This window comes from Kerstersia gyiorum, from assembly GCF_004216755.1.
Taxonomy (GTDB): domain Bacteria; phylum Pseudomonadota; class Gammaproteobacteria; order Burkholderiales; family Burkholderiaceae_B; genus Kerstersia; species Kerstersia gyiorum.
Map to the genome: position 1 here is coordinate 124,115 of NZ_SGWZ01000008.1, position 20,860 is coordinate 144,974.

The following is a 20,860-nucleotide window of genomic DNA, read 5'->3' on the forward strand; positions in this document are numbered from 1 at the left end:
GCGGCGTGTCCTGTCGGGCGAAGCACGCGGACATGCCAGCATTGGTGCGACCCTCGCGCCCCACGCGGCACGGCGGCGAAGCCGCTGCGTGCCGCGCCACCCCCATGTGCAGACAGGCTTTCGACGCGGCCCGGTGCCGCGTCCTTTTGTCTTGCCTTCCGCCTTTGCCCTTCGCTGTCGCTCCGGGCATCGTCGGCCCGGTGGCGCTGCTGCACCCGCAGCCAGCCCACCGGCGAACGCGCAGATAGACAAGCCTGGGGCCGCAGGCCAAGCGCGTTCGAGGCAAGACGCCTGCACGTTGGACGGCTGCGCCGAAGGCAGCGCGAAGTGCGGTGCGAATGCACCCGCACTGCGCGCGCGACGACACGGCGACGAACCGTAGAACGACATGCCCGATGGCACGCCGGAGCGCAGCGAACTGGTGGCCATCATGGGCGTGTCTCCAGCCAGATCGGATGCGCAACGCCGATCACGGCGGATGCGCTGACCGGCCCGAAATACCGGCTGTCGAACGACGCCGGATTGGTCACGCTCAACAGGAACAGTTCGCCCGGTTCAAGGCGGCGGCAAAGCGGCAAGGATGGCAGCGGCCGGCCCAGCCGGTCGGCTGGCAGCGCGGCGGCCACCGGCACGCCGTCGATGTGTACTTGACCGGCAACGATGCAGACGTGTTGCGGCGCGACCGCGCCCACACGTTTGAGCAGCGGAACGTGTGCCGGTAGGTAGCCGCGCTGCGCAGCGAGCGCGGCAACATCTGGCGGCAATGTGGTCAGGACGATGCTGCCCACGGACAAGGCACGTGGCAGCGAATCGGCACCGTGGCGCTGCGGATCGACGCGATACCAACCGACCGGAACGCTGTCGGACGGGTTGTAGATCAGGCGTGGCAGCGGCTGCACGAAAGCCGCCCAGGCCAGCGCAGCGAAGCCGACGGCGGCGAAGCCCGCCAGCATGAGGCGAGCGCGCAGGTGCGAGCGAGGAAGCGGCGCGGCTTTGGGTGTGCCTGCGGCGGTGGGATGGGCCGTCATGGCAGTGCCCTCCCGGCCAGCCAGGCGGCGTGCCGCTCGGCGGTGTATTCGGGCAGCGGCAAATGCGCGGCGAGCCGGTTGGCGAGCATGCGCCAGTACGCGGGCGACACGTCAATGGCAGCGATGCCCAGCGCCTCGATGCCGTCGATGCGTTCCAGCACGGCGCGCACATTGGCGTCACCTTCGGCATGCACCAGCAGGCACGCGCCTGGCTGCACGCCGGGGATGCGCTGCACGGCATCAAGCGGTGTAGCAGCCTGCATCACCATGAGCTGCCAGCGAATCGTGCCGTAGTCGTTGGCCTGCCAACGAACGCGGCAGAGCATTGCACCCGGCAGGAACACAGCGCAGCGCCGCCAGCGGTCGAGCTGAAGCGTGCGCGCCGGTTCGCCGAAGCGCAGGTAGAGCTTGAAGCGCGGTTCAATGTAGGCAAGCGATACGCGCGTCAACGGCGCGCTGCTTGGCTGGCTGGGCGGCGCAGCGCGCGCAGCCGTGACCGCGATGGTGGGCGGTGCGGCAGCAGACAATGCGGATGTGGTCATGGCGTGTTCTCCCTGCGGTGTTCTGGAAACTCGCGCTCCAACAAACCGCGCAGCAGGTCGGCCACGGTCATGCCTTGCGTAAAGGCCGACACCTTGATGCGCGCCCGCATGGCGGGCGTGATGTCGATGGTCAGGCGCGCGGCGTAGAGGTCGCCCTTGCCCAGCGCATCGGCATCGCCCTGGCGAATCCAAGCCTCGGCGTGTGGATTCGCAGGTGGACGTGCGCCAATGCCGACGCGCTTGGGCGGGCGTTTGCCGGTGGGTGGCGGTTTCGCTGTCATGACGGCCACCGCAGTAGTTCATCAACCAGCGCGGTGATTTCCTGCGCTGCCGCGCTATCGGGGGCTGTCTCCCGCGCCAATCGACCCGCAGCCACGCTGTCGGCAAAGACGATGCGCTGACGCACCTCGCTGCGCAGCGCTGGCAACGGCTGTTCGGCCAAGGCTTGCCGTGCTTCGCGCCCGATTACCGTGGTGCTGACGCGCCGGTTGATGACGAAGGCCGCGCGTAGCGCAGGCCGGAACACCTGAGCCTCACGGATCAGCGCCACCATCTCGGCGCTGGCCCACAGGTCGTAGGGGCTGGGTTGTACCGGGATCAGCACCCGTTCGGCCGCCAGCAGCGCAGAACGCGCCAAGGCGGCAATCCTGGGTGGCCCGTCGATGATGACGTGATCGGCTCGCCTGGCAAGCTCTGGGGCTTCCTGGTGCAGTGTTTCGCGCGCCAGGCCCACGGCGCTGAACAGCCGGGGCAAGCCCTGCTGGCTTCTGCGCTGTGTCCAGTCCAGTGAGGAACCCTGCGGGTCGGCATCCAGCAGGACGACTTGCAGGCCGCGCAAGGCCAGTTCACCCGCGATGTGCGTGGCGAGCGTGGTCTTGCCGACGCCGCCTTTCTGGTTGAGCAAGGCGACGATCATGGCGCGGCCCTCCAGCTTGGAGGGCCGGACTGTCTTTGCCGTGCCGAACGGGGTGATTTTTGCGGCTTTGCCTGGCTGGTTTTTCGGCCTGCAGCAGTTGTCCACCGCAATGCTGTTTCTCTATCAATAGTTAGAGAATTTAAGTTAGTAATGTTAGAGGGGGCGCAAACCTGCGCCGTTACTGGCTTTCCGGCGTTTTCGTACTCCTGATAGCACGATAGGCGTACTCCTGATAGCACGACACCTCTTACTCCTGATAGCACGATCCCATCCACAGCTTGTCCCGCTGTTATCCCCGTGCCGTCTGCGGCACGGGCCGGAAGGTCAGCAATTCCATGTTGTCCTCGGGAATCCGCACGATGCCAAGCTCGTACCCCGGCAGCGATTGCCGAGCGACCAGCGCCCGCAGGTCGTAGGCGAAATCCGAAAACCGCGTGCTGCTGCCCGACTTGCGGTGCAGGTGCCGGAAGTCGAACTGCCAGCCGTATTCCTGCCTGCCGCCATGCTTGCGCACCAGACGGTACAGCCATCGCTCGATGCCGCCGGTCAGCCGGAAATACGTCGGGTCGATGGTCAACACTAGGGCCGCATCCACCACGCCCGCATAGAACCAGTCCGGCAGGATCAGCTCGATGCCCAGCGGTGTGCCGTTGGCATCGGCCAGTTCCTTCCATTCGTTGATCCACGAAAAGCGGTGCAAGCGCCTTCCCGTGGTTTCGCGGATGGACGTGGCCACCGTGGTCGATTGCAGGCGATCCAGCGCGGCTTTGAGGCGCTGGTAGTCGCGTATCGACTTGCCGCGTCCGATGAAGCGCAGGATCTCGTAGGGCGTGGCCTGCATCCGCCGGGACGGCTGGATGCCCGCGTCCTTGGCTTCGACGATCTGGCTGGCGGCCCAGATCAGGATGTCCGCATCCCAGATGGTGGCGATGCCGTGCTCCTGCGTGCCTTCCACGCGGATGGTGATGTTGCCTCTGCGGAAGTCGATCGGCGCGGTGCGCCGCGACTTCGCCAACGAGAAGAACGGATAGGCCATCAAGTCCTGGGCATCGCGCGGTGCCATGTCCTCGCCCGGCAGTGCGCGAAACAGGTCGAGCTGTTCGCGCTGCTGCAAGGCGTGCCCTGGCGGGCGAGACATGGCGATGACCACCCACGCGCCGACGGTCAGCGGCCGTCACGGTAGTCACCCGCGTGCCGTTCGGCATATTCCGGGTCGGAAGTCGCCTCATAGCTGCGCGCATCGGCCCAGGCATCGAGGTCGCTAACGGCGTACATGACGCGCCGACCGAACTTGCGGAATTTCGGCCCACCGCCGATCACGCGCTGCTTCTCCAGCGTGCGTGGCGAAAGGCGCAAGTAGTCGGCGGCCTCGTCGTTGGTCAGGTAGCGTTGGGGCTGCGCGGGCGCAGCGACAGCAGCGGCGGCAGGCCGCAAGGGAGCGGGTCGCATGGGGTGTACCTCCATCAAGCCCGGCCACACCACGCGGCCGGATAGAGGCACTTTCAAGAAAGATGGGCTTCTTGCTAAGGGACGAAATGAAGGGGCTGCAAAACGTCCCCCTCACTGCGCTGCAACTGGCGGGAGCTGCGCCAGGCTGCGATAGCCGCCGCGCATCAGCGCCTCGCCACGCCGCACCAGCCGGCGTACACGAGCGCGCAAGGCGCTGTCCTTGTGCCAGTCGGCCGCGACGGCATCCGCGCCGAACAGCCCTTCGGCCACTTCGCGCAAGGACGCGCCCGCCAGGGTCGCGTCGAGCGCCTGCAAGGTGTGCACTTCCTGAAGCTGGCTTAGCGAAGGCCGGGGCCGCGCAGTGGCGACAGGAGCGGCATCCACCGCAGCGGCCAGCCTGTCCCACTCGACGGCAAGTGCGTGGTATCGAGCACACGGTACGGCGCAAGCCCGGATGGCATAGGCGTAAGCAATGCCATCGGCCAAGCCTGGCGCGAGCACGAAACGCAGGCAGCAGCCGGGCCAGCGCGCCATCAGCACCAAGCGCTTGCCGTCATGGATCAGGTGTTTGTGGCCCGGCAGCTTCCAGAACTCAAAGCACATGGCATCGGGCGGCGGATCGGCATCCGGGTAGAGCTGCACCACGGCATCGTGATCGGGGAACCAGGCCGGGTGCGCGTCCCGCGCATCCAGGGCGGGATCTTCCAGCAGGCGCAGCCCCCAATGCCCGGCGGCATCCGGTTGGCGACGACGGCGCAGCCAGTCGTGCCGATAGTCTGGATGACGGCGCAGGTACTCCCATGCCAGCGCCGGGCCATCCAGGTGCAGAACGAAGAGATAGGCCGCCGTGGCATACCACGGCTCGGCACTGCGATCAGCCATACGGCAACCTCCCTGTGCTGGGGGTGCGTCGCCACGGCGAAACGGCGTGCTACGAGGCCATCGTCAAAACGTCATGGGTGAAGCGTAAACTGGCAGTGTCAAGACCGATGAACTCCGATGCGTTGCTGAAATCGTCCGAGTGCGACGGCGGCAACGTACTCCAATGGCATGCCGCGTCGGTCAGCTTGCCGCAGCCCGCGCCAGGCATCATGACCGTTTCGATCTGGCACGCACCGCTTCGGTGCAACACTGCCGATTCAGACCGAACGGGTCACAGACCAGACCGAAATAGACACAGTGCGCCTCGCTTCGCGGTGGTGCTCAATCGGTGATGGAGCCGTTGTCTTCGGCCAGTCGCAGGTATTCCGACAGCCGCCGCGCCGGCTGGAAGTAGCGATCCCGCATCACGGGCTGCTGGCGCGGCCCGACGATGGCGGCCAGGTCGGACAGCTTCACCGTTCCCAGTGCAGGCATGCCAATCCCCAAGTCGATCAGGCCTTGGGCGGTATCGCCATCGGCTGGGTCGAGCGAGGCCAGCAGCCAAGTGGCATGCGCATCTGGCGTGAACAGGCGCACCACAGGTAGCGGGTCGGTGTCCTGCCCGGCAGCGCGGGCCTGGCCGTTGGCCAGCAGGCGCGTACGCTCGTCGGCGGTGATGAGTGGAGTCATGGCCGTACTCCCACGGATGTACGGAGCAGTTGAGACGCTTCGCCGCTTTCCCTCGAAAACGCAGATGCGCAAGCCCACGCATCCGCAGAAGCGTGGAAGCACGAAGGCACATGCACGGAAGTCAGGAAAGACACAGATCAGGCTCTCCGCTTTTGAAGAAAACCGCCAATGCGGATTTCAGTAAAGGCACAAAAGTGAGAAATGAACACTATAGATTGTAGTCCTATAGGGCGCAACGGGTTGTCATTCTGGATTTTGGGGAAAGTTCAGAATGACAGCGTTCAAGCCATCGTTGCCCGATGCACTGCGGCGGATCAGAAAGGCGCGTGGTCTGAGCCAGGAGGCGTTCTCGGATGTTTCCAGCCGCACCTACATGAGTACGCTGGAGCGCGACCTGAAAAGCCCAACGCTGAACAAGCTGGCCGAACTGTGCGAAGTCATGGAGGTTCACCCCCTCACACTGCTGACGCTGGCTTATGCTGGCAACGATGCGCAACGGATCGACCAGCTCTTGGTACAGGTGCGGGGGGAGTTGGGAGCTATGTTTACCGACGGCAATGCCCCATAGGGGAATTGACTAGACGCCGCCAAGTCGAGGGTGCCGAGACTTAGGAGCCATCAGCCGACCTTGAGCATCGAAATTAAACTCCCTCAGTTTTTCATCTGTGAGAATACGCGCGGGCTTGCCTGTCTCATCAAGTACAACAAGCCGATATGTACTGTTATCAGTGATCTCGAATGTTGACGTATGGGTTTCGACTGGGATCTCATATTCGATCCCACTGATGCAGGCAAGGATGCCATTGGCCCGGATGTAGTGATCGGGCAGCCAATAGCACGCCCGATATACACCATCCCCCGAAGTATCGCCGTAGCCCCTCGATGTCAGTTCGTAGAGTGACGTAATTCTTTCACCGCTCGAATCAAATAAATGGTCAACGACTGCAGCGACTTCCATCTGAGCCTCAGCCTTTGGCATGGACTCGAATAGTCTGGCACGCCCCTTGGGCGACCAATGAACCGTCCAGACTGCCTTGTCTAATTGGGCTATGTGATACCTACCAGTGACACGAATAGTCTTGACGAACCCCTGTTCGTCAAGCTGTGTACTTTCCCTCAAGCCTCTGAGTAGGATCTCTTTGCCAGCCATTTCCTTGGCTGCCCTGGCATACTGCAGGGCGGGTTTTGTATAGTCTGTGGCAGACCAGAAAACTCCTGCGGCCACATCTGGAAGATCTATCAGCGCACCAGCAAGTTTTTGCAAATCGGGGCGACCAACCTTTCCGCCACGATCTGTGTAGTCCTTCGCTTCCCCCATCGTTTTGGCATCTGCAGATTGATGAAGGACATCTACCTGGTAATTGCTACCTGAGTACGCGCCCTTAAGAGTGGTGTCGTGAGTGACATCGCCATTCTCCTCGGTGACGTAGGTGGCGATTGCTGCCAGCCGTTCGAAAGCAGCTCCCGCTTTCGCAGGTGCCGATCCAAAGATTTTTCGATAGAGGTCGTCAATAGGCGAAGTCATCTTTTCTCGTATTTCTCAGTGAATGGGCAGATGTCGATATAAAAGAATGCCCGCCAAAAGGCGGGCATTCCGAAGGCAAGCACCAGCTATTACTTATCAGTTGCCTTTACCAAGAACTTCCAGGTATTAGCCCCCTTGCTGTCGCTGCAATTGGCACAAGGCGGGAGTTTGGTGCACTCGCGATTCATCACATCTTCAAACCCACACGCCTGGCATTTATAGATGCCAGGCCCCCCGGGCTTCTCCCCAATCTTCCGCACCAGCGCATACTGATCCGGTTTGTTGGATTCCATTACCACGTTCTTGTCAGCGTAAAACGCCATCGTTTGCCCCCCCTTTACGTTGATGTCGTAATATATCGGACGCCCTGTGCATGCCGATCTTCCATATGTGATGCTCGATGGGGGAATTTCAAGAGCGATCAACGCATCGCTCCGATGAAACAACCCGAGGACTTGCGCAAAAGCAAGCAAAGCACGCAACGCCGAAGGTGCGAAGGCGTTAAGGATTGGAGCCGAAGGGCCGTGACGCCAAAGGTGGCACGGGGCGAAGCCCGCAAAGCCTGGCGGTGCAGCGCACCGTAACGCCATGGACTTCCGATTGATACCGCACAGGTCACGCGTGCAGGAAGCCCGACCGAACTAAAAATTAGGGTTCCAGTCGCAACTTTATTGTCATCGCCGCCGTCCCTACGAAAGCCTCTTCACTGGCCTGCAACCATTCCATGATCTACAAGCGTTAGTCCTGCAAATGCGGGGACTCGGCTTTGCAGTAGCTCCAGCAGCTCCCTGATTTCATCGACACGCTTGTGCGCGCCGCCGCCAACATCCTCCAGCGACAGCGCTGGCGAAACTCTGGATTTGAAGAAGTCGGACATCCGCCCCTCCCGAGAGGAAGAAGCTGGCCCGCCTGCTTCTGACATTACGTTGTGCTGTAAAAGCAGCACAGCACCACGCCACTCCGGCGGGGTGCTGGCGACGGTCGGTTACGCCGCCTTGGGCTTGCTGCGCGACCAGATCAGGTCGTGCGTGCCGTCCTCGCCTTCGATCAGACGGGCATAGACCGTTGCAGGGAACGAAGGATCGTCCAGGGTCACGGACACATAGGGGCGTCCGGCCTCACTGGTTTTCTTCCATGCCGCGCCTATGTCGTGACCAGCCGCTTGCAGGCGGTAGTCGGGTGCGCTTTCGTTGTCACCTTTGTCGTTGGGAACCAGCTTGACCTTGACGTTGAGCGTCAGGGTGCGAAGCGTGCCGGTGAAGCCGTCTTTCTCTGCGGTGAAGGTGCCGATGTTAGCCACGATGATTTCTCCTTTCGGGTTGAACAAGGTCGCGCCAGTGCGTCCTTGTTGTGATCCGCCCGGCGGGGGATGGGCTGGCCGCACCGCGGAGCGGTCGCAACAATGTGGAGAACCTGGAGGCGAAAAGAATTTGCCCCGCGAGGAATGCGCGCAGCGCAGGGGAAATTGTTTTCGCCGCAAGGTTGCGGTCATAAAGCCCAAGGCGCAGCCGCGCCACCGCCAGGATTCACGACAAGCCAAGGACGCACGGGCCGCCTCTCCCGAATGGAGACATGACCGACTCGGCATCCTCGCATGACAGCTTCACCGGCTTGCGCTCTGACGCGGCTAGGTCAATGCCCCAGCAACAAGGTAAGAGCGCTCCTGCCACAACTCGCGGCCACATACTTGATGCGTGGCGTGGAAGCTCCACATCGAGGCCAGGTGGTGTGTCGGTGAACCGTCCTTCGTGACGTACAGGCAACGAACCGCCAGCGTCGAGCACGGCACGCTTTCGTGCAACCTGCCGCAGCAAGCCGGGGCGTAGCCCCACAAGCGCCGCCCATTGCGGCGAGGTGCTGTCGGAATGTCGGCGGCGCGTGCGCCGCTGCACTTGCATGGCTTCAATGGCTTTTGCGCACAAGGCGACTTGTGCGCGGCCCCTTTGCCGCCTGACCGAAGGCGGCAAAGGGGCGTTTTGGCTTTGAGCCTTGAAACCGGGCGCGGCCACCGCCGCGCCCGGATTTTTGGTATTCCCGCGCCCAAGACGGAACGGCTTGGGCGCGGGGCTGCTCCCTATTCTTTAGTTTCGATGATCCACCACACGACACGCGGCAAGGCGCGGCCCGTGATGGGGTGTAGGTCGGTCAGGTCGGCGCGGGCTATCCAGCCGCGAGGCGGGCGGTAGCCACGCACGTCGCCATCGCCATGCCAGCGGCGGGCACGTATCGTGCCGTGGGCGTAGGTCGCGGCCATGCGTGGGCGGTTCGTGGTGTTGTGGCTCATGGGGGAATCCTCGGCATGATAGCGCCCCGGCCGGAACCGGGGCGCTATCTGTGGTGCGGGGTCAAGCGGCCAGTGCCTCGGCTTGCGTCTGCTCATCCGCCACGGCGGCGACTACCTCCTGTGCTTCGGCTTCCTCGTCTGTCGTCACGTCCTGCGCGGCCTGCTGCGTGGCTTCGGCGGCGAAGATGGCAGGCATCCAGCCGGTGCCAGCGGCCAGCCGTTCTGCTTCGCTGGCAATGTCGCTTTTTTTCAACTTCGCCAGCCGGCTGACGCTTTCCGGCGCGAAGGCGCCCACAGCTTCCAGAATCGCGGCCTTCGGCACATGCTGGAAATAGCCGTCTGCGGTCGGTTGCCACCATGCCGCCATGTCCAGCCCCACCGCCTGCGCCAGTTCGCCACCCGGCTGGTGCTGCGTGGCGCGGGGCGTCACCACATCGACCGTGGATGCCACGCATACGGCCAGCAGGCGCACCAGTTCATCCTGCGACTTCGCCAGCAGTGCGGCAAACAGTTCGGCGCTGTCCTCCGGCAAGGCTTCACCCGCTACCTGTTGCAGTTCGCGCAGTGCCACGGCGGCGGGCGATTCCGGCCAGTCCGGGGCCATGCCTTCCAGCCGGTCTTGCTGGGTCAGCTTCACGCCCAGCGGCAGGTCGTGGCCGTAGTAGCTGCCGTGCAAGGCGGTCTGCACCATGCCATGCACCAGCGCAGCCAGCGCGACTTGTGGATGCCGTGCGACTTCGATTTGCAGCGCGGCGGTACGGTGGGCACTCAACCGCTGCGCCAGCCGGTCGGACATGGCGGCGGGCTTGGGGGCGTCGTCGGCTTCCTCGCCGGTGTCGTCGTTCCCGGCTTCGCCCTCGCTGCCGAAACCTTGCCGCAGCCGTTCAAGGGTGCGCAGTGCCTTGGCCTCGGCTTCGCGCAGCAGGCCACGATGAATCACGGCCTCGCCGTTGCGGTCGATGGTGACGATGGCACCGGCGGCAGCCTTGACGGCTTCCCCGTAGTCCTGCAAGCCATCGTCCAGCGCCTGCAACTGCTCGCCCAGGCGTTCGCCTTCCTCCTGCAAGGCATCGGCCTTTTCTTCATCGTCGGCGTCCAGGGCGGCATCCACGGCCTCGGCCAGCGCCTGCATCTTGGTTTGCAGCTTCTCGATGCGTTGGGCTTCGCGCTTGTTCGGGCTGCGGCGCTGTCTCGGGGCGCGCTGGAAGGCTTGCAGGTCGGCATGGGTCGTGCCGGGGGTGGCATCCACCCACGCCCAGCCTTCGGCCTTCACCTCGGCGGCAAGGCTGGCCAGCTTGTCCTGCGCCAGCCGTTCCAGCAGCATGGCATCGGTCAGATACACGCCGCTATCGGCTTCAGCGAACAGATCGCGGCGGGTGCCACCGCCTGCGGCCTCGTAGGTGTCCAGCCCGACAAAGCGCACCAGCGGATGCCGATGGGCATCAATCTCGCGCTCGGTCAGGCGGTCGCGCAGGTTGTGCGGGCTGCGCTGCCATGTGGGCGCATCGTAGAACGCGGCTTCTTGTGCAGCATGGTCGTCGGTGATGGCAAGGGCCATCAACTGGTCAAGGCTCACGGCCTCGGCTCGGTAGTCGGCCAGCAGGCGCGGCGACACGTTGGCAAGTTTCAGGCGGCGCTGCACCACCAGCGGCGTGACGCTGAAATCTGCAGCAATATCCTCGATGGGGCGGCCTTCGGCCACCAGCGCGGCAAATGCCTCAAACTGGTCGGCGGGGTGCATGGCTTCGCGCTGCACGTTCTCGGTCAGGCTGGCCGTGCGGGCGGTGCCATCGGCCACCAGCAGGCAAGGCACCTCCCATTCCTTGCTGATGCGGTGCTTTTTCGCCAGCAGCTTGAGGGCGGCAAGGCGACGGCCTCCTGCCACGACTTCGTAACGCTCACCGTCAGCGGTCGCGGTCACGATCAGGTTCTGCAACAGGCCGACACGCTGGATGCTGGCGGCGAGTTCGGGAATCGACATGCGCGGGGTCTTGCGCACGTTGCGGCCCGTAGGGCGCGATACCAGCCGCGACAGCGGCACAAGAATCAGATTCTTGCTCGGGTCGGCGGCTTCCAGCAGCACGGCAGGCGCGGCGCTGGCCGTGGCGTCGATGGCTTGGGCTTCGGTATGGTTGATGGCGTTCATGGTGAAAACTCCTTGCGATGATGGAATGCAGCAGCGAATGACGCGGCAAGGGTTGCTGCCTGCCCCTGCCGCGCAGGGGAATCAGGCTTTCAACTGGCGCAGGCCATCGGCCAGCAGCCACAGGGCGCGATTGAGGCGAATATCGGAATCAATGCCCTGCACCGGACGGGTCTGCTGGCGGCGTCCGTTGGCGCTGCGCCCATGCAAACCGCCTTTGGTCAGGTTCTCTTGGGTGCGGTTGAACACGCTCCACAAGTCCGGGCGGCGGTCATCGAACCGGCGCGGCATCAGGATTTGCGATTCGGTAATGGGTGCGGGCTTATTCGGGTCGTCGTACTTGAGCGACAGCGCGGCGCGGGCGAACACTTCGGCCTCGCCTTCGTTCAGCGTGATGGCCTGCATGGATTCGCGGGATTCCAGCGCACGGTCAAAACCGTGCAGTACCTGATAGGCACCTTCGATCACTTGCCCGGCCACGTCGCCTTTATGCGGCACGCGCACATCGGCCACGGTGTCACCGCACACCAGACCATTGCTGCACACGAAGCGGAACATCCCGGCCAGCATCTGGTAGCTACTGGTGCCATCATGAGAGTTCAGCAAGATGATTTCGTTGGCTTCGCCTCGGGCGCTGATCTGGCTGGCATGGCGCAGCCGGATCATGTGTTTGGTGTAGTCGCGCCGGTCTTCGTAGCGGGTGCGGGTCTGCGTCACCATGAAAGGCTGAAACCCTTCCTTGCGCAGTTCAGTCAGCACCGTGGCGGTGGGGATATAGGCGTACCGCTGGGAGCGGCTTTCGTGGGGCGCTTCCGCAAAGATGGACGGGGCCACGCGGTGAATCTGGTCATCGGACAGCGGGGAGTCGCTGCGCAGTACCGGGGAACGGGAAGCGAAACGGGATGCAAGCATGGTCTTTCTCCTGACGAAAAGGGTTTGCTGTTCAAACCGCACACCGGATTCCTAGATTCGGAGCCCAGCCTTTCGGCTGTTCGGTGCGGTTGGCACGAGGAACCCGGTTGGCCCTGTTGCCACCGTCTTTCCTGAGTTCATCGCCCGCGACGGTCAGGAGCCCACGGACGTGGGCCGTCAAGGAGACAAGCGGCAGGTAGGTGCGGCCCGCAGGCGCAGCCGAGGACACGGCCTGACGCGCCTTGATGGCACGCGGCCACGGGCTACAGTCGCGAGCAAGGTGATGGAGTCAGGAGAGACGGCTGGACATGGCAACGGCCGCCGCGATGTGCAGACCGCACGCAAGCGAAGCGCGCAGGCCCGAAGCTGGAAGCCGGGCCGTAGGCGTCAGCCGAGCGGAGCGAGGGAACGATGGAAGCCCGTCAGGGGCGAGACTCGCGTAGCGAGGCTCGATGCCACGCACGACAGCGCGACCCGGCCATGCCTTCCCGGCCGGGGGACGCTCAGATCCTAAAACGATGGCCACGAGCGCTGTTCATTCGAGCCCACGCAACCAGTTTTACAGACCCTCTTCCTACAACCATTACCCCGGAGCACATAGAGCACAGCGAGCACATGGAGAAACGGGAGAACATTGAGCACCACAAAACTATATCAAGCCAATGATTTATATGTGATTTTTTAATATTTATGCGCGGATTCGCGCATCACAACCATCCTAATTGCTCTAGACAGACCAACTTAACCATGAACAATCCATTCAAAGCATCACCCAGCAGCGTGAAATTCAGCGCATTGAATCATTGAAGTTGCGCGGATTCAGGGCTCTAATCTGTCCATCCAATAAATTACTTTGAGGACTGACATGGCAACCCAAAAGCAATCTCGGAAACGGCGGCTCAACATGGCCGAACGGGCCAAGCAGCAGATGGAAATCCAGTTTCCAGACCATCCGGACGAACTGCTCTGGCACCGCACACTAAATGATGGCTATTCGACCATCCCCCGCACGCTGCCGCTAGCGATGCAGGCGATTGACGCCCAATCCAAAGGGCAACCGGCTGGGCACACGCTGTTGTGTTTGTGGATTCGCGCTCCTGACTATCCCTTTCTCATGATTGAGGCGCCAGCGACTTTCGCAGCTGAAACCGGATTCGACGGCGAACGTGCAGTTGATACCTGGCGGCGTCGCATGCGTACGCTGCGCGATCTCGGATTCATTGAGGCGAAGAAGGGGCCAAGCGGCGACTTTCATTATGTGCTGCTGCTCAACCCCAACGTGGGCATCGAAAAGCTGAGGCGTGCAAACAAAGTACAGGATGTACTGTACGGACGCTTCCGTGATCGCTTGATTGACATCGGTGCGCAGCATGACATCACGGACTACGACGAATACTGTGAGCACATCAATAAGGAAAAAACTAAGGCGACCACGAAGATCGCAAAGAGCCCTGCTGCGTCCAAAGTATCGACCAAAGCGCCCAGCGTCTCTGCAACGCCTAAGTCGAGAACCCGTTCAAGGCGCAAGGAGATCTGACAATGATCAGAAGCAAAGAACCTCCAGAAGAAAGCAGCTTGTTTGGTCGCTGGGCGCGATGGGCGGCGGCACCGTACTGTGAGTTCAAGGACGACCGTGCCCGCTTGGCTGCACTTGTTGCGCGTGATGTACGCAAAGTGCTTATCACGGTTGTACTCGCGTTTACTGGCGTTTCGCTACCTTGGAGTGGGTGGCTTGGCCTTTTCTTGGGATGAGTCTGGTGTCTCGCTCAACACTAGCTATCCAAGCGCTAACCTGGCGCAGCCTGTTCAGCGATATGCGGGAGCCCCAAGTCGGCACAACGAGAATATCCGGCGCAAGGATTGAATTTCCGAGACACTGTCTGGGATTTTTAAAGCAACACTCTGCACAGGAAGGCGCAGAAAAAAGGGGCCGAAGCCCCAGGCTCAGATCAGGCCACGTTCAGCGAAGGACGTAGTGTCGCTACCGGCGACAATGACGTGATCCAGCGTGCGCACCTCGACCAGCGCCAGCGCCTCCTTGAGCCGCTGCGTCAGCACCTTATCGGCCTGCGACGGCTCAGGACTCCCGCTCGGATGGTTGTGCGAGAAGATGACCGCCGCTGCATTGAGTCGCAGCGCCTCCTTGAGAACTTCACGCGGATACACCGATGCACTGTCGATGGTGCCCCGGAAAAGCTCGCTGTACTCGATCAGTCGATGCTGCGTATCAAGAAACAGCACGGCAAAGACTTCATGCTCCAGGCAAGCCAACTTGGTGCCCAGATACTCCTTTACCGCCATCGGTGATTTAAAAATTTCACCACGCGGCATTTTCTGGTCGATGACCACGCGAGCTGCTTCAAGGATCTGATCGACAGAAGCTGGCTGGTAGCGCCCACGCGCACTGCGAACCATCAGAACGGAATCGAAGGAAGAAAGAGAAAGTTGCGACATGATCGTGCTCCGGTTGCGCGGGCGGAATTGCCCGGAACCGTGGAGAGCACGGCGCAGCGCAAGCAGTCAGGGGTCGCAGACGGCCAACGGGCCGCAAGCGCGCATGGCGCGTGCAGCCATTGACGGCGAGAACGCCGTGATACGGTGAAGGAAACAGCAAGACCGCCTAAACCCGCCCACTGCACACGGTCGGCTTTCGGGCAAGCGGAGCGCGCAGGCACCGTTGGTGCCGAAGGCTTCAGCGATGTGAAAGGCCGGAGAACGCCAGTCCCGCTAGGGATGAGTGAATCGCGAACCAGGAGCAACGCGACTCACAAAGTGGAGACGCAGAGCCACATTAATTGTATTGATTCGCATGAAAGCGAACCTCTTACATGATTTAATCCAGTGGAAAATGCCACTAGCATGGAGTCACTAGGTGACGTTATCTGCCACACCCTGAGTTCAGAAATTTTTCTCAGGCTGTGTTTGGGATGAAAATCTTTCTTGTATTGGAGCAATCTATGAACGAAATTGATGTTCTGAAAAAAATTTCATCAAACCTCACTGAGCGCAAGAATTCCGCCGCCCTAAGCAATTATCATGTTCTTTGCAGCAATATTGGATTTTTGAATAATTCCTTCTCGGCTGCAATTCATACACTGCGCAGCTTGCACAAGAAAATCGAAGCTTCACTATTGAATGATTTGCAGTTAAACCCGCAATATAAGCTTGGCGCCGACCTGAACTCATTTATTCCAATAGTCAGTCGAATTCAACTCAACAGCTTTTCTGTTTTTGATAAGCTGGCCACACTAACAAAACCGGATGATAGGTCCCACATAACCCTGGAAAGTGTTTCGCTACTTTCCAGAGGGTTCGATGACTATAACAATCTTGTTACTGCAACCCGGCAATACATAGATAGCATAGTCTCTGACTCCTATCAGTTGTGTTTACTCGATCCAAAATCGTTCAATTACCACGTCCTTGTCTCTCTCAATAGTTTTGGCAAGTACGCGACAAAATCATTGGTTCAGACTCTATTCAATGCCGAGGTTGAAAGTGCCATGAATGAGTTTGGAACTATCAAATTTAAGGATTGGGAAAATTCTCACATTACTGAATGCAAACATAAAACTTTCGCTCAAAAAGTGGATTTTCTTTTCTCTATGTTTGGTGTGCCAGCAGATCCAGGTCTACCGGATGACATGAAAAATCTATTCAAGTTCTCCTCCGAATTTACTCACATTGGGTATACATCTACTTTCTTCACATCTACAAGCGGCGCAGAAGTAATCTTTGGAGATGATGAAGGCCCATATCTGCCGAGCACGGAAAATTTCAGTGAATTGAAATATGAAATACTGGAAACTGCGTGTAAAACTTTGGCCGCAACCTACATCCCAAGTCTCGTAAAATGCCTAGAGAAAATACTAATCAACTCTCAAGCGAAAAACCATTCAATTTTATTGAAAAAAACTGCCGATGAGCTTTCTCGTGCGATTTCCACCCGCAACTCTGAATATTTTTTCTTCATTAAGAAAGGACTAATCGGATCTAGTACTTCAATCCCGCTAACTTGTATGTGTGGCGAAACAAGAGCATGGATTCCGCCACATAAAGATACATGCTTGTATTGCGCCTCATGCGGCAGTTCGTTCCGACTTTTGGAAGTGGACGGTGATAGTGGCTACATAATTACGAGCAATGGGCCAGCAAGAATTATTGGATCTAATTCTCCGGATTTTCATGATTTACCAAAAGCCGAACAGTTGGAATTGCTGAGGCAGTGCGGAGAAGTAGCTAAAGGTGCGGGTGGCTCTTAACCTCGAAATCAAATCGGCGCTGTGCAATAGAGTCGTATAGCACCGATTAAACCGTATCCGCGAACCCGACGGCGGCACGCCGGGACGAACGTATGCTGCTGTCAGGACTTCTCGCCAGGCTCCCGCTGCTCGATCTGCAACCGTGCCCGCTCGGTCGCCTGCTGCAACTTCTCGCCCAGCACCGCACGCGGCGGCAAGCTGGTCAGGTACTCGGCAACATGGATGCCCGACCTATCCAGTTCCAGCAATTCGATCTGCTCGCGCTTCTTGCCGGTGCAAAGGATGATCCCCAGCGGCGAGGCTTCTTCCGGCTCCCGCTCATGCTTGTCCAGCCAGCGCAGGTAAAGCTCCATCTGCCCCTTGTAGGCCGCCTTGAACTCGCCGATCTTCAACTCCACCGCCACCAGCCGCCGCAGCTTGCGGTTGTAGAAAAGCAGGTCAAGGTGAAAATCGTCGTCATCAATTTGGATGCGTTTCTGCCGCGCGACGAAGCAAAAGCCAGCCCCCAGTTCCAGCAGGAAGGCTTCCATTTCTCGGATGATGGCCGCCTCCAGATCACTTTCCTGCCAGCTATCCCGCAGGCCCAGGAAGTCGAGGATGTACGGGTCACGCATCACCAGCGCCGGGGTCATGCGCTGCGCATCGCGCAGGGTCGCTAGCTCCTGCGCGATGGTTTCTTCCGGCTTTTGGGACAGCGCCGTGCGCTCATACAGCATCGAGTCGATGCGCTCGCGCAGCGTCCGCACGCTCCAGCGTTCGGTACCTGCCATCTGCGCGTAGTAGTCCCGCTGAAGGGGGTCTTTCAGCGGCAGCAAGGCCACGAAATGCGACCAGCTCAATTGTCGTGACAGCGTCACGACAATTGGCTCCTGGGGGTAAGTGGCCGCGAACTGCACCATCCGGCGCAGGTTCTTGTCCGCGAAGCTGCGCCCGTAGTCGCGGACAAGCTGCTCGGCCAGGGACGGCAGGATCTCCTCGCCGTACTCGGCACGCTGTCCAGCCAGCACCTCCGTATGGATACGCTGGCCGATGCGCCAGAACAGCAAGGTTAGTTCGGCATTGACCGCCGAGGCGGCGCGCTGGTGCGCAGCCTCAATCAGTGCCCGAATGTCACCCAACAGTGCCTTCGGCGCTGCTGGTGAAGGGCTGGATACCTTGCGCCTGCTCATGCCGTCACCTCCGCAGGGGATTGCTTGGCGCCGGTGATCGCCTTGCGCCGGTTCGCCACCAACTCGGCGGCCTCCCGCACGGGCTTGTCTTCGGTGTGGACGTAGCGCATGAACATCGCCACGGTCTTGTGCGCCGTCAGAGCCATACCGACCTTCACCGGGATGCCAGAATTGGCAATGTCCGTCGCCGAGCGGTGACGGATGCCGTGCGTACCCACATGCGTCACGCCAGCGGCTTTGAGAGTGCGGCTCCAACCGTTGTAATACTCCCCGTCGGTCAAATGCCGATCAGGGTGACGCGGAGACGGTAATACATGGGGCGTCGTAGCATTGCGAGCCGCCGTCGAAAGAAGCCGATAGGCTTCTTCGCTCATGGGCTTGGACATACCGCCAGTCTTGCTGTCAGGCCACACCACCCGCCGGTTTTCCAGATCAATCCAATCCCATTGGAGTGAGACAATCTCAGAAAGGCGAGCGGCAAACTCGAATTGCAGGCGGATGGCCAGCGGGATCACTGCATGCTCCAGCCCTTCCGCCTCCAACTGGTCAAGGTAGCGAAACAACTTGCCCATTTCCTCATCGCTGATGAGGTGAGTCGCCTTCCCGTTCGGGTACATGGGCACATGGCGGCATGGGTTGGTGCCGTCAGGACGATAGCCCCACACTTCGGCCAAGTTGAACATCTTGCGCATCACGCTGAACGTGCGGTTCGCATCGGCGGGCTTGTGCGCCATCTTCTTCATCATCGAAGCCACGTCGGGCCGCTTCAGATCCTGCACCTTCATGCGGCCAAGCATCGGGATGATGTTGCGATCAATGACGCTCTGGTAGCCTTCCTGCGTGCTCGGCTTGTTACGCTGGCTGGAGTAGTCCTCCATGAACTTGATGCACAGTTCCTTGACGGTGGGTGCCTGACGCGCTGCAGCCTTCTCTGCGGCAGGATCTCCACCCCGGCGCACTTGCGCCAGCCACTCCTGAGCCAGCGACCGCGCCTGTTCGACGGTCAGTTCTCCGTATAGGCCCAAGGCAGGTTTGCGCCGCTCTCCGGCGTTTGTGCGGTACTGGAGCATGAATACCTTGCGGCCTGCCGGCGTGATCTTGCACAGGAAGCCAGGAACCAGGGTATCGCGCAGTTCGATGGGCTGCGCCTGGGCTTGTGCCGCATCGACTGCGGACTTGGTGAGTTTGATTTTCGCCATGATGACTCCTCGGAAGACCCGATTTCCAGGAGCCTGTTGGGAGCCAAGCGGATGGAAGCCGGGTCAAGTTTCAGAAAGCACCGGCATATGATGAATCCGCCTAAGTTATTGATAAACCTGCTGTATCGGGCTGCGGCGTAGTCCAGCGAAGTTCGGTGCTGGAGTCATGGTGAAATAAAAAAGACCCCCACGCTGCGCCTTCGGCTTGCTGCCCCCCAAAGGGGGCATTTTTGTCTTGGGGCGGCCCGGCGACAAAAAAACGGCCTGGTCAAGGACCAGGCCGTTGGGGAACGCTCGGCGTCGTGCGAATTGCTCGCGGGGGCACGGCGCCAGCGATGAAGCGGTACCGGACATGAGGTTCAGGGGGGCTGATCCGTTCATGCGGGGGAACCGGTGTCCGCCATCATGGAAGCCAGTCTAGTCGCTCTGGTCTGACAGAGTCCTGAATAATTTACTGCGCTGATTTCACCGGTTTTCAATCACCTGGGACGGGCGACGGCAGTGTGAGGGGATGGCCGGGATGCCGGCCGGGACTGTCAGGAAAGGTCAGCAACCGGCGTGGACATGGCCGGGGAAGCCTTGATCGGTGTGGCGGATTTGTCATGCTGGTTTTTTGTACAGTATAATCTGATGCCATAATGCCGACGGTACCTGGATGCCGGCGGAGCATGAAAGCCACCCGGCTGCCGGGTGGCCGTGTTACCGGAATGCCCTTGACGGGAGTGTTTCCGGGGCCGGCTCCGCAAGGCAATTCAGCAGCTCCGGGCCGCTTCCGGGCATCTATTCAGCTTAAGGATTCATACATGGACGACAAACTCAGCAAGGCCGCCGCATCGGAAAAGGCCAAGGCGCTGTCCGCCGCGCTGTCGCAGATCGAGAAGCAGTTCGGCAAGGGTTCCGTCATGCGTTATGGCGACAACGAAGTCGAACATGACATCCAGGTGGTGTCCACGGGTTCGCTGGGGCTGGATATCGCCCTGGGCGTCGGTGGCCTGCCGCGTGGCCGTGTGGTGGAAATCTACGGCCCGGAATCGTCCGGCAAGACCACGCTGACCTTGCAGGTCATCGCTGAAATGCAGAAGATCGGCGGCACCTGCGCCTTTATCGACGCGGAACACGCGCTGGACGTGCAATATGCCTCCAAACTGGGCGTAAATCTTGCCGACTTGCTGATTTCTCAGCCGGATACCGGTGAGCAGGCGCTGGAAATCACCGATGCACTGGTGCGTTCGGGCTCGGTCGACCTGATCGTCATCGACTCGGTTGCGGCACTGGTGCCCAAGGCTGAAATCGAAGGCGATATGGGCGACTCCCTGCCGGGCCTGCAAGCCCGCCTGATGAGCCAGGCGCTGCGCAAGCTCACCGCCACCATCAAGCGCACCAATTGCATGGTGATCTTCATCAACCAGATCCGCATGAAGATCGGCGTGATGTTCGGCAATCCCGAAACCACCACTGGCGGCAATGCGTTGAAGTTCTATTCGTCCGTGCGCCTGGACATTCGCCGCATCGGTTCGATCAAGCGTGGCGACGAGGTCGTCGGCAATGAAACCCGCGTCAAGGTCGTCAAGAACAAGGTGTCGCCGCCGTTCAAGCAGGCCGAGTTCGACATCATGTATGGTTCGGGTATTTCGCGCGAAGGTGAAATCATCGACCTCGGCGTGCAAGCCGGTATCGTTGAGAAATCCGGCGCCTGGTACAGCTATAGCGGCACACGCATCGGCCAGGGCAAGGACAATGTCCGTGAATATCTGAAAGAACACCCCGAAACAGCCATCGAGATCGAAAACCGGGTGCGTGAAAGCCTGGGTATTTCGCTGCGCGCCCCGAGCACCGCAGGCAGCAACAGCGCACCCGAAGGCGACTTCGCCGGCTGAGCG

21 protein-coding genes are annotated in these 20,860 nt (G+C 60.6%); 4 read left to right on the forward strand and 17 right to left on the reverse strand.

Annotated features, from left to right (window positions below; genetic code table 11):
• Positions 1–428: 428 nt before the first annotated feature.
• The 8 genes from EV679_RS17270 to EV679_RS17315 all read right to left on the reverse strand — a co-directional run bounded on the left by EV679_RS17270 (position 429) and on the right by EV679_RS17315 (position 5,486).
• Positions 429–1,028, reverse strand: a complete 600-nt coding sequence (locus EV679_RS17270; RefSeq protein ID WP_130487882.1) for a S26 family signal peptidase — start codon at positions 1,026–1,028, stop codon at positions 429–431.
• Positions 1,025–1,570, reverse strand: a complete 546-nt coding sequence (locus tag EV679_RS17275; protein ID WP_130487883.1) for a DUF2840 domain-containing protein — start codon at positions 1,568–1,570, stop codon at positions 1,025–1,027. Before EV679_RS17275 ends, EV679_RS17270 begins: the two co-directional genes overlap by 4 nt.
• Entirely contained in the window at positions 1,567–1,851 is a 285-nt protein-coding gene (locus EV679_RS17280; protein ID WP_130487884.1) for a chromosome partitioning protein ParB, read from the reverse strand. The genes EV679_RS17275 and EV679_RS17280 overlap by 4 nt, the downstream gene beginning before the upstream one ends.
• The gene (parA, locus tag EV679_RS17285) at positions 1,848–2,486 is read right to left on the reverse strand and encodes a ParA family partition ATPase (RefSeq protein ID WP_130487885.1); all 639 of its coding nucleotides are present in this window, start codon (positions 2,484–2,486) and stop codon (positions 1,848–1,850) included. Before parA ends, EV679_RS17280 begins: the two co-directional genes overlap by 4 nt.
• Positions 2,487–2,775: 289 nt before the next feature.
• Positions 2,776–3,624, reverse strand: a complete 849-nt coding sequence (locus EV679_RS17295; protein ID WP_207224962.1) for a replication initiator protein A — start codon at positions 3,622–3,624, stop codon at positions 2,776–2,778.
• Between the two features lie 26 nt (positions 3,625–3,650).
• Positions 3,651–3,935 (reverse strand): helix-turn-helix transcriptional regulator, encoded by a 285-nt coding sequence (locus tag EV679_RS17300; RefSeq protein ID WP_027016806.1) that lies wholly within the window; start codon positions 3,933–3,935, stop codon positions 3,651–3,653.
• 111 nt (positions 3,936–4,046) lie between these two features.
• Complete coding sequence (locus EV679_RS17305; RefSeq protein WP_130487888.1) at positions 4,047–4,817, reverse strand: DUF2285 domain-containing protein; 771 nt, start codon at positions 4,815–4,817, stop codon at positions 4,047–4,049.
• Between the two features lie 321 nt (positions 4,818–5,138).
• Complete coding sequence (locus EV679_RS17315; protein WP_130487890.1) at positions 5,139–5,486, reverse strand: DUF2958 domain-containing protein; 348 nt, start codon at positions 5,484–5,486, stop codon at positions 5,139–5,141.
• A gap of 271 nt (positions 5,487–5,757) precedes the next feature.
• On the opposite strand from EV679_RS17315, the gene EV679_RS17320 reads away from it, so the two are divergent.
• On the forward strand, positions 5,758–6,054 hold the full coding sequence (locus tag EV679_RS17320; protein WP_130487891.1) for a helix-turn-helix domain-containing protein: 297 nt from the start codon (positions 5,758–5,760) through the stop codon (positions 6,052–6,054).
• Positions 6,055–6,063: 9 nt separating this feature from the next.
• Here the strand turns inward: EV679_RS17320 and EV679_RS17325 are convergent, their stop codons facing one another.
• From EV679_RS17325 to EV679_RS17355, 6 genes are all read right to left on the reverse strand, one after another.
• A complete protein-coding gene (locus EV679_RS17325; protein WP_130487892.1) occupies positions 6,064–7,011 on the reverse strand; it encodes a restriction endonuclease in 948 nt (315 codons plus the stop codon).
• 703 nt (positions 7,012–7,714) lie between these two features.
• Positions 7,715–7,888 (reverse strand): hypothetical protein, encoded by a 174-nt coding sequence (locus tag EV679_RS17695; protein ID WP_165390084.1) that lies wholly within the window; start codon positions 7,886–7,888, stop codon positions 7,715–7,717.
• A gap of 108 nt (positions 7,889–7,996) precedes the next feature.
• A complete protein-coding gene (locus tag EV679_RS17335) occupies positions 7,997–8,311 on the reverse strand; it encodes a DUF736 domain-containing protein (protein WP_028624809.1) in 315 nt (104 codons plus the stop codon).
• 774 nt (positions 8,312–9,085) lie between these two features.
• The gene (locus EV679_RS17345; RefSeq protein ID WP_130487893.1) at positions 9,086–9,295 is read right to left on the reverse strand and encodes a hypothetical protein; all 210 of its coding nucleotides are present in this window, start codon (positions 9,293–9,295) and stop codon (positions 9,086–9,088) included.
• 61 nt (positions 9,296–9,356) lie between these two features.
• A complete protein-coding gene (locus EV679_RS17350) occupies positions 9,357–11,441 on the reverse strand; it encodes a ParB/RepB/Spo0J family partition protein (RefSeq protein WP_130487894.1) in 2,085 nt (694 codons plus the stop codon).
• A gap of 81 nt (positions 11,442–11,522) precedes the next feature.
• Positions 11,523–12,350: a DUF932 domain-containing protein gene (locus EV679_RS17355; protein ID WP_130487895.1), complete on the reverse strand. Its 828-nt coding sequence runs from the start codon at positions 12,348–12,350 to the stop codon at positions 11,523–11,525.
• Positions 12,351–13,215: 865 nt separating this feature from the next.
• Between EV679_RS17355 and EV679_RS17360 the strand changes: the two genes are divergently transcribed.
• Positions 13,216–13,887, forward strand: coding sequence for a hypothetical protein (locus EV679_RS17360; RefSeq protein WP_130487896.1), 672 nt, complete (start codon positions 13,216–13,218; stop codon positions 13,885–13,887).
• A gap of 407 nt (positions 13,888–14,294) precedes the next feature.
• Here EV679_RS17360 and radC read toward each other — a convergent pair whose 3' ends face one another.
• Positions 14,295–14,804 (reverse strand): RadC family protein, encoded by a 510-nt coding sequence (gene radC, locus EV679_RS17365; RefSeq protein ID WP_130487897.1) that lies wholly within the window; start codon positions 14,802–14,804, stop codon positions 14,295–14,297.
• 503 nt (positions 14,805–15,307) lie between these two features.
• Between radC and EV679_RS17375 the strand changes: the two genes are divergently transcribed.
• On the forward strand, positions 15,308–16,612 hold the full coding sequence (locus EV679_RS17375) for a hypothetical protein (RefSeq protein ID WP_130487898.1): 1,305 nt from the start codon (positions 15,308–15,310) through the stop codon (positions 16,610–16,612).
• Positions 16,613–16,713: 101 nt separating this feature from the next.
• Here EV679_RS17375 and EV679_RS17380 read toward each other — a convergent pair whose 3' ends face one another.
• Complete coding sequence (locus EV679_RS17380; protein WP_130487899.1) at positions 16,714–17,781, reverse strand: PDDEXK nuclease domain-containing protein; 1,068 nt, start codon at positions 17,779–17,781, stop codon at positions 16,714–16,716.
• On the reverse strand, positions 17,778–18,980 hold the full coding sequence (locus tag EV679_RS17385; protein WP_130487900.1) for a tyrosine-type recombinase/integrase: 1,203 nt from the start codon (positions 18,978–18,980) through the stop codon (positions 17,778–17,780). Before EV679_RS17385 ends, EV679_RS17380 begins: the two co-directional genes overlap by 4 nt.
• Before the next feature lie 803 nt (positions 18,981–19,783).
• On the opposite strand from EV679_RS17385, the gene recA reads away from it, so the two are divergent.
• A complete protein-coding gene (gene recA, locus EV679_RS17390; protein ID WP_068374759.1) occupies positions 19,784–20,857 on the forward strand; it encodes a recombinase RecA in 1,074 nt (357 codons plus the stop codon).
• Positions 20,858–20,860 lie beyond the last annotated feature (3 nt).

What these genes read in the sequence shown, in the direction of transcription:
- EV679_RS17270 (WP_130487882.1), bottom strand. Translation starts at nt 1,028, where the DNA reads ATGACGGCCCATCCCACCGCCGCAGGCACACCCAAAGCCGCGCCGCTT.
- EV679_RS17375 (WP_130487898.1), top strand. Translation starts at nt 15,308, where the DNA reads ATGAACGAAATTGATGTTCTGAAAAAAATTTCATCAAACCTCACTGAG.
- EV679_RS17350 (WP_130487894.1), bottom strand. Translation starts at nt 11,441, where the DNA reads ATGAACGCCATCAACCATACCGAAGCCCAAGCCATCGACGCCACGGCC.
- EV679_RS17345 (WP_130487893.1), bottom strand. Translation starts at nt 9,295, where the DNA reads ATGAGCCACAACACCACGAACCGCCCACGCATGGCCGCGACCTACGCC.
- EV679_RS17325 (WP_130487892.1), bottom strand. Translation starts at nt 7,011, where the DNA reads ATGACTTCGCCTATTGACGACCTCTATCGAAAAATCTTTGGATCGGCA.
- EV679_RS17695 (WP_165390084.1), bottom strand. Translation starts at nt 7,888, where the DNA reads ATGTCCGACTTCTTCAAATCCAGAGTTTCGCCAGCGCTGTCGCTGGAG.
- EV679_RS17355 (WP_130487895.1), bottom strand. Translation starts at nt 12,350, where the DNA reads ATGCTTGCATCCCGTTTCGCTTCCCGTTCCCCGGTACTGCGCAGCGAC.
- EV679_RS17280 (WP_130487884.1), bottom strand. Translation starts at nt 1,851, where the DNA reads ATGACAGCGAAACCGCCACCCACCGGCAAACGCCCGCCCAAGCGCGTC.
- EV679_RS17380 (WP_130487899.1), bottom strand. Translation starts at nt 17,781, where the DNA reads ATGAGCAGGCGCAAGGTATCCAGCCCTTCACCAGCAGCGCCGAAGGCA.
- EV679_RS17360 (WP_130487896.1), top strand. Translation starts at nt 13,216, where the DNA reads ATGGCAACCCAAAAGCAATCTCGGAAACGGCGGCTCAACATGGCCGAA.
- EV679_RS17305 (WP_130487888.1), bottom strand. Translation starts at nt 4,817, where the DNA reads ATGGCTGATCGCAGTGCCGAGCCGTGGTATGCCACGGCGGCCTATCTC.
- parA (WP_130487885.1), bottom strand. Translation starts at nt 2,486, where the DNA reads ATGATCGTCGCCTTGCTCAACCAGAAAGGCGGCGTCGGCAAGACCACG.
- EV679_RS17275 (WP_130487883.1), bottom strand. Translation starts at nt 1,570, where the DNA reads ATGACCACATCCGCATTGTCTGCTGCCGCACCGCCCACCATCGCGGTC.
- recA (WP_068374759.1), top strand. Translation starts at nt 19,784, where the DNA reads ATGGACGACAAACTCAGCAAGGCCGCCGCATCGGAAAAGGCCAAGGCG.
- radC (WP_130487897.1), bottom strand. Translation starts at nt 14,804, where the DNA reads ATGTCGCAACTTTCTCTTTCTTCCTTCGATTCCGTTCTGATGGTTCGC.
- EV679_RS17300 (WP_027016806.1), bottom strand. Translation starts at nt 3,935, where the DNA reads ATGCGACCCGCTCCCTTGCGGCCTGCCGCCGCTGCTGTCGCTGCGCCC.
- EV679_RS17315 (WP_130487890.1), bottom strand. Translation starts at nt 5,486, where the DNA reads ATGACTCCACTCATCACCGCCGACGAGCGTACGCGCCTGCTGGCCAAC.
- EV679_RS17295 (WP_207224962.1), bottom strand. Translation starts at nt 3,624, where the DNA reads ATGTCTCGCCCGCCAGGGCACGCCTTGCAGCAGCGCGAACAGCTCGAC.
- EV679_RS17385 (WP_130487900.1), bottom strand. Translation starts at nt 18,980, where the DNA reads ATGGCGAAAATCAAACTCACCAAGTCCGCAGTCGATGCGGCACAAGCC.
- EV679_RS17320 (WP_130487891.1), top strand. Translation starts at nt 5,758, where the DNA reads ATGACAGCGTTCAAGCCATCGTTGCCCGATGCACTGCGGCGGATCAGA.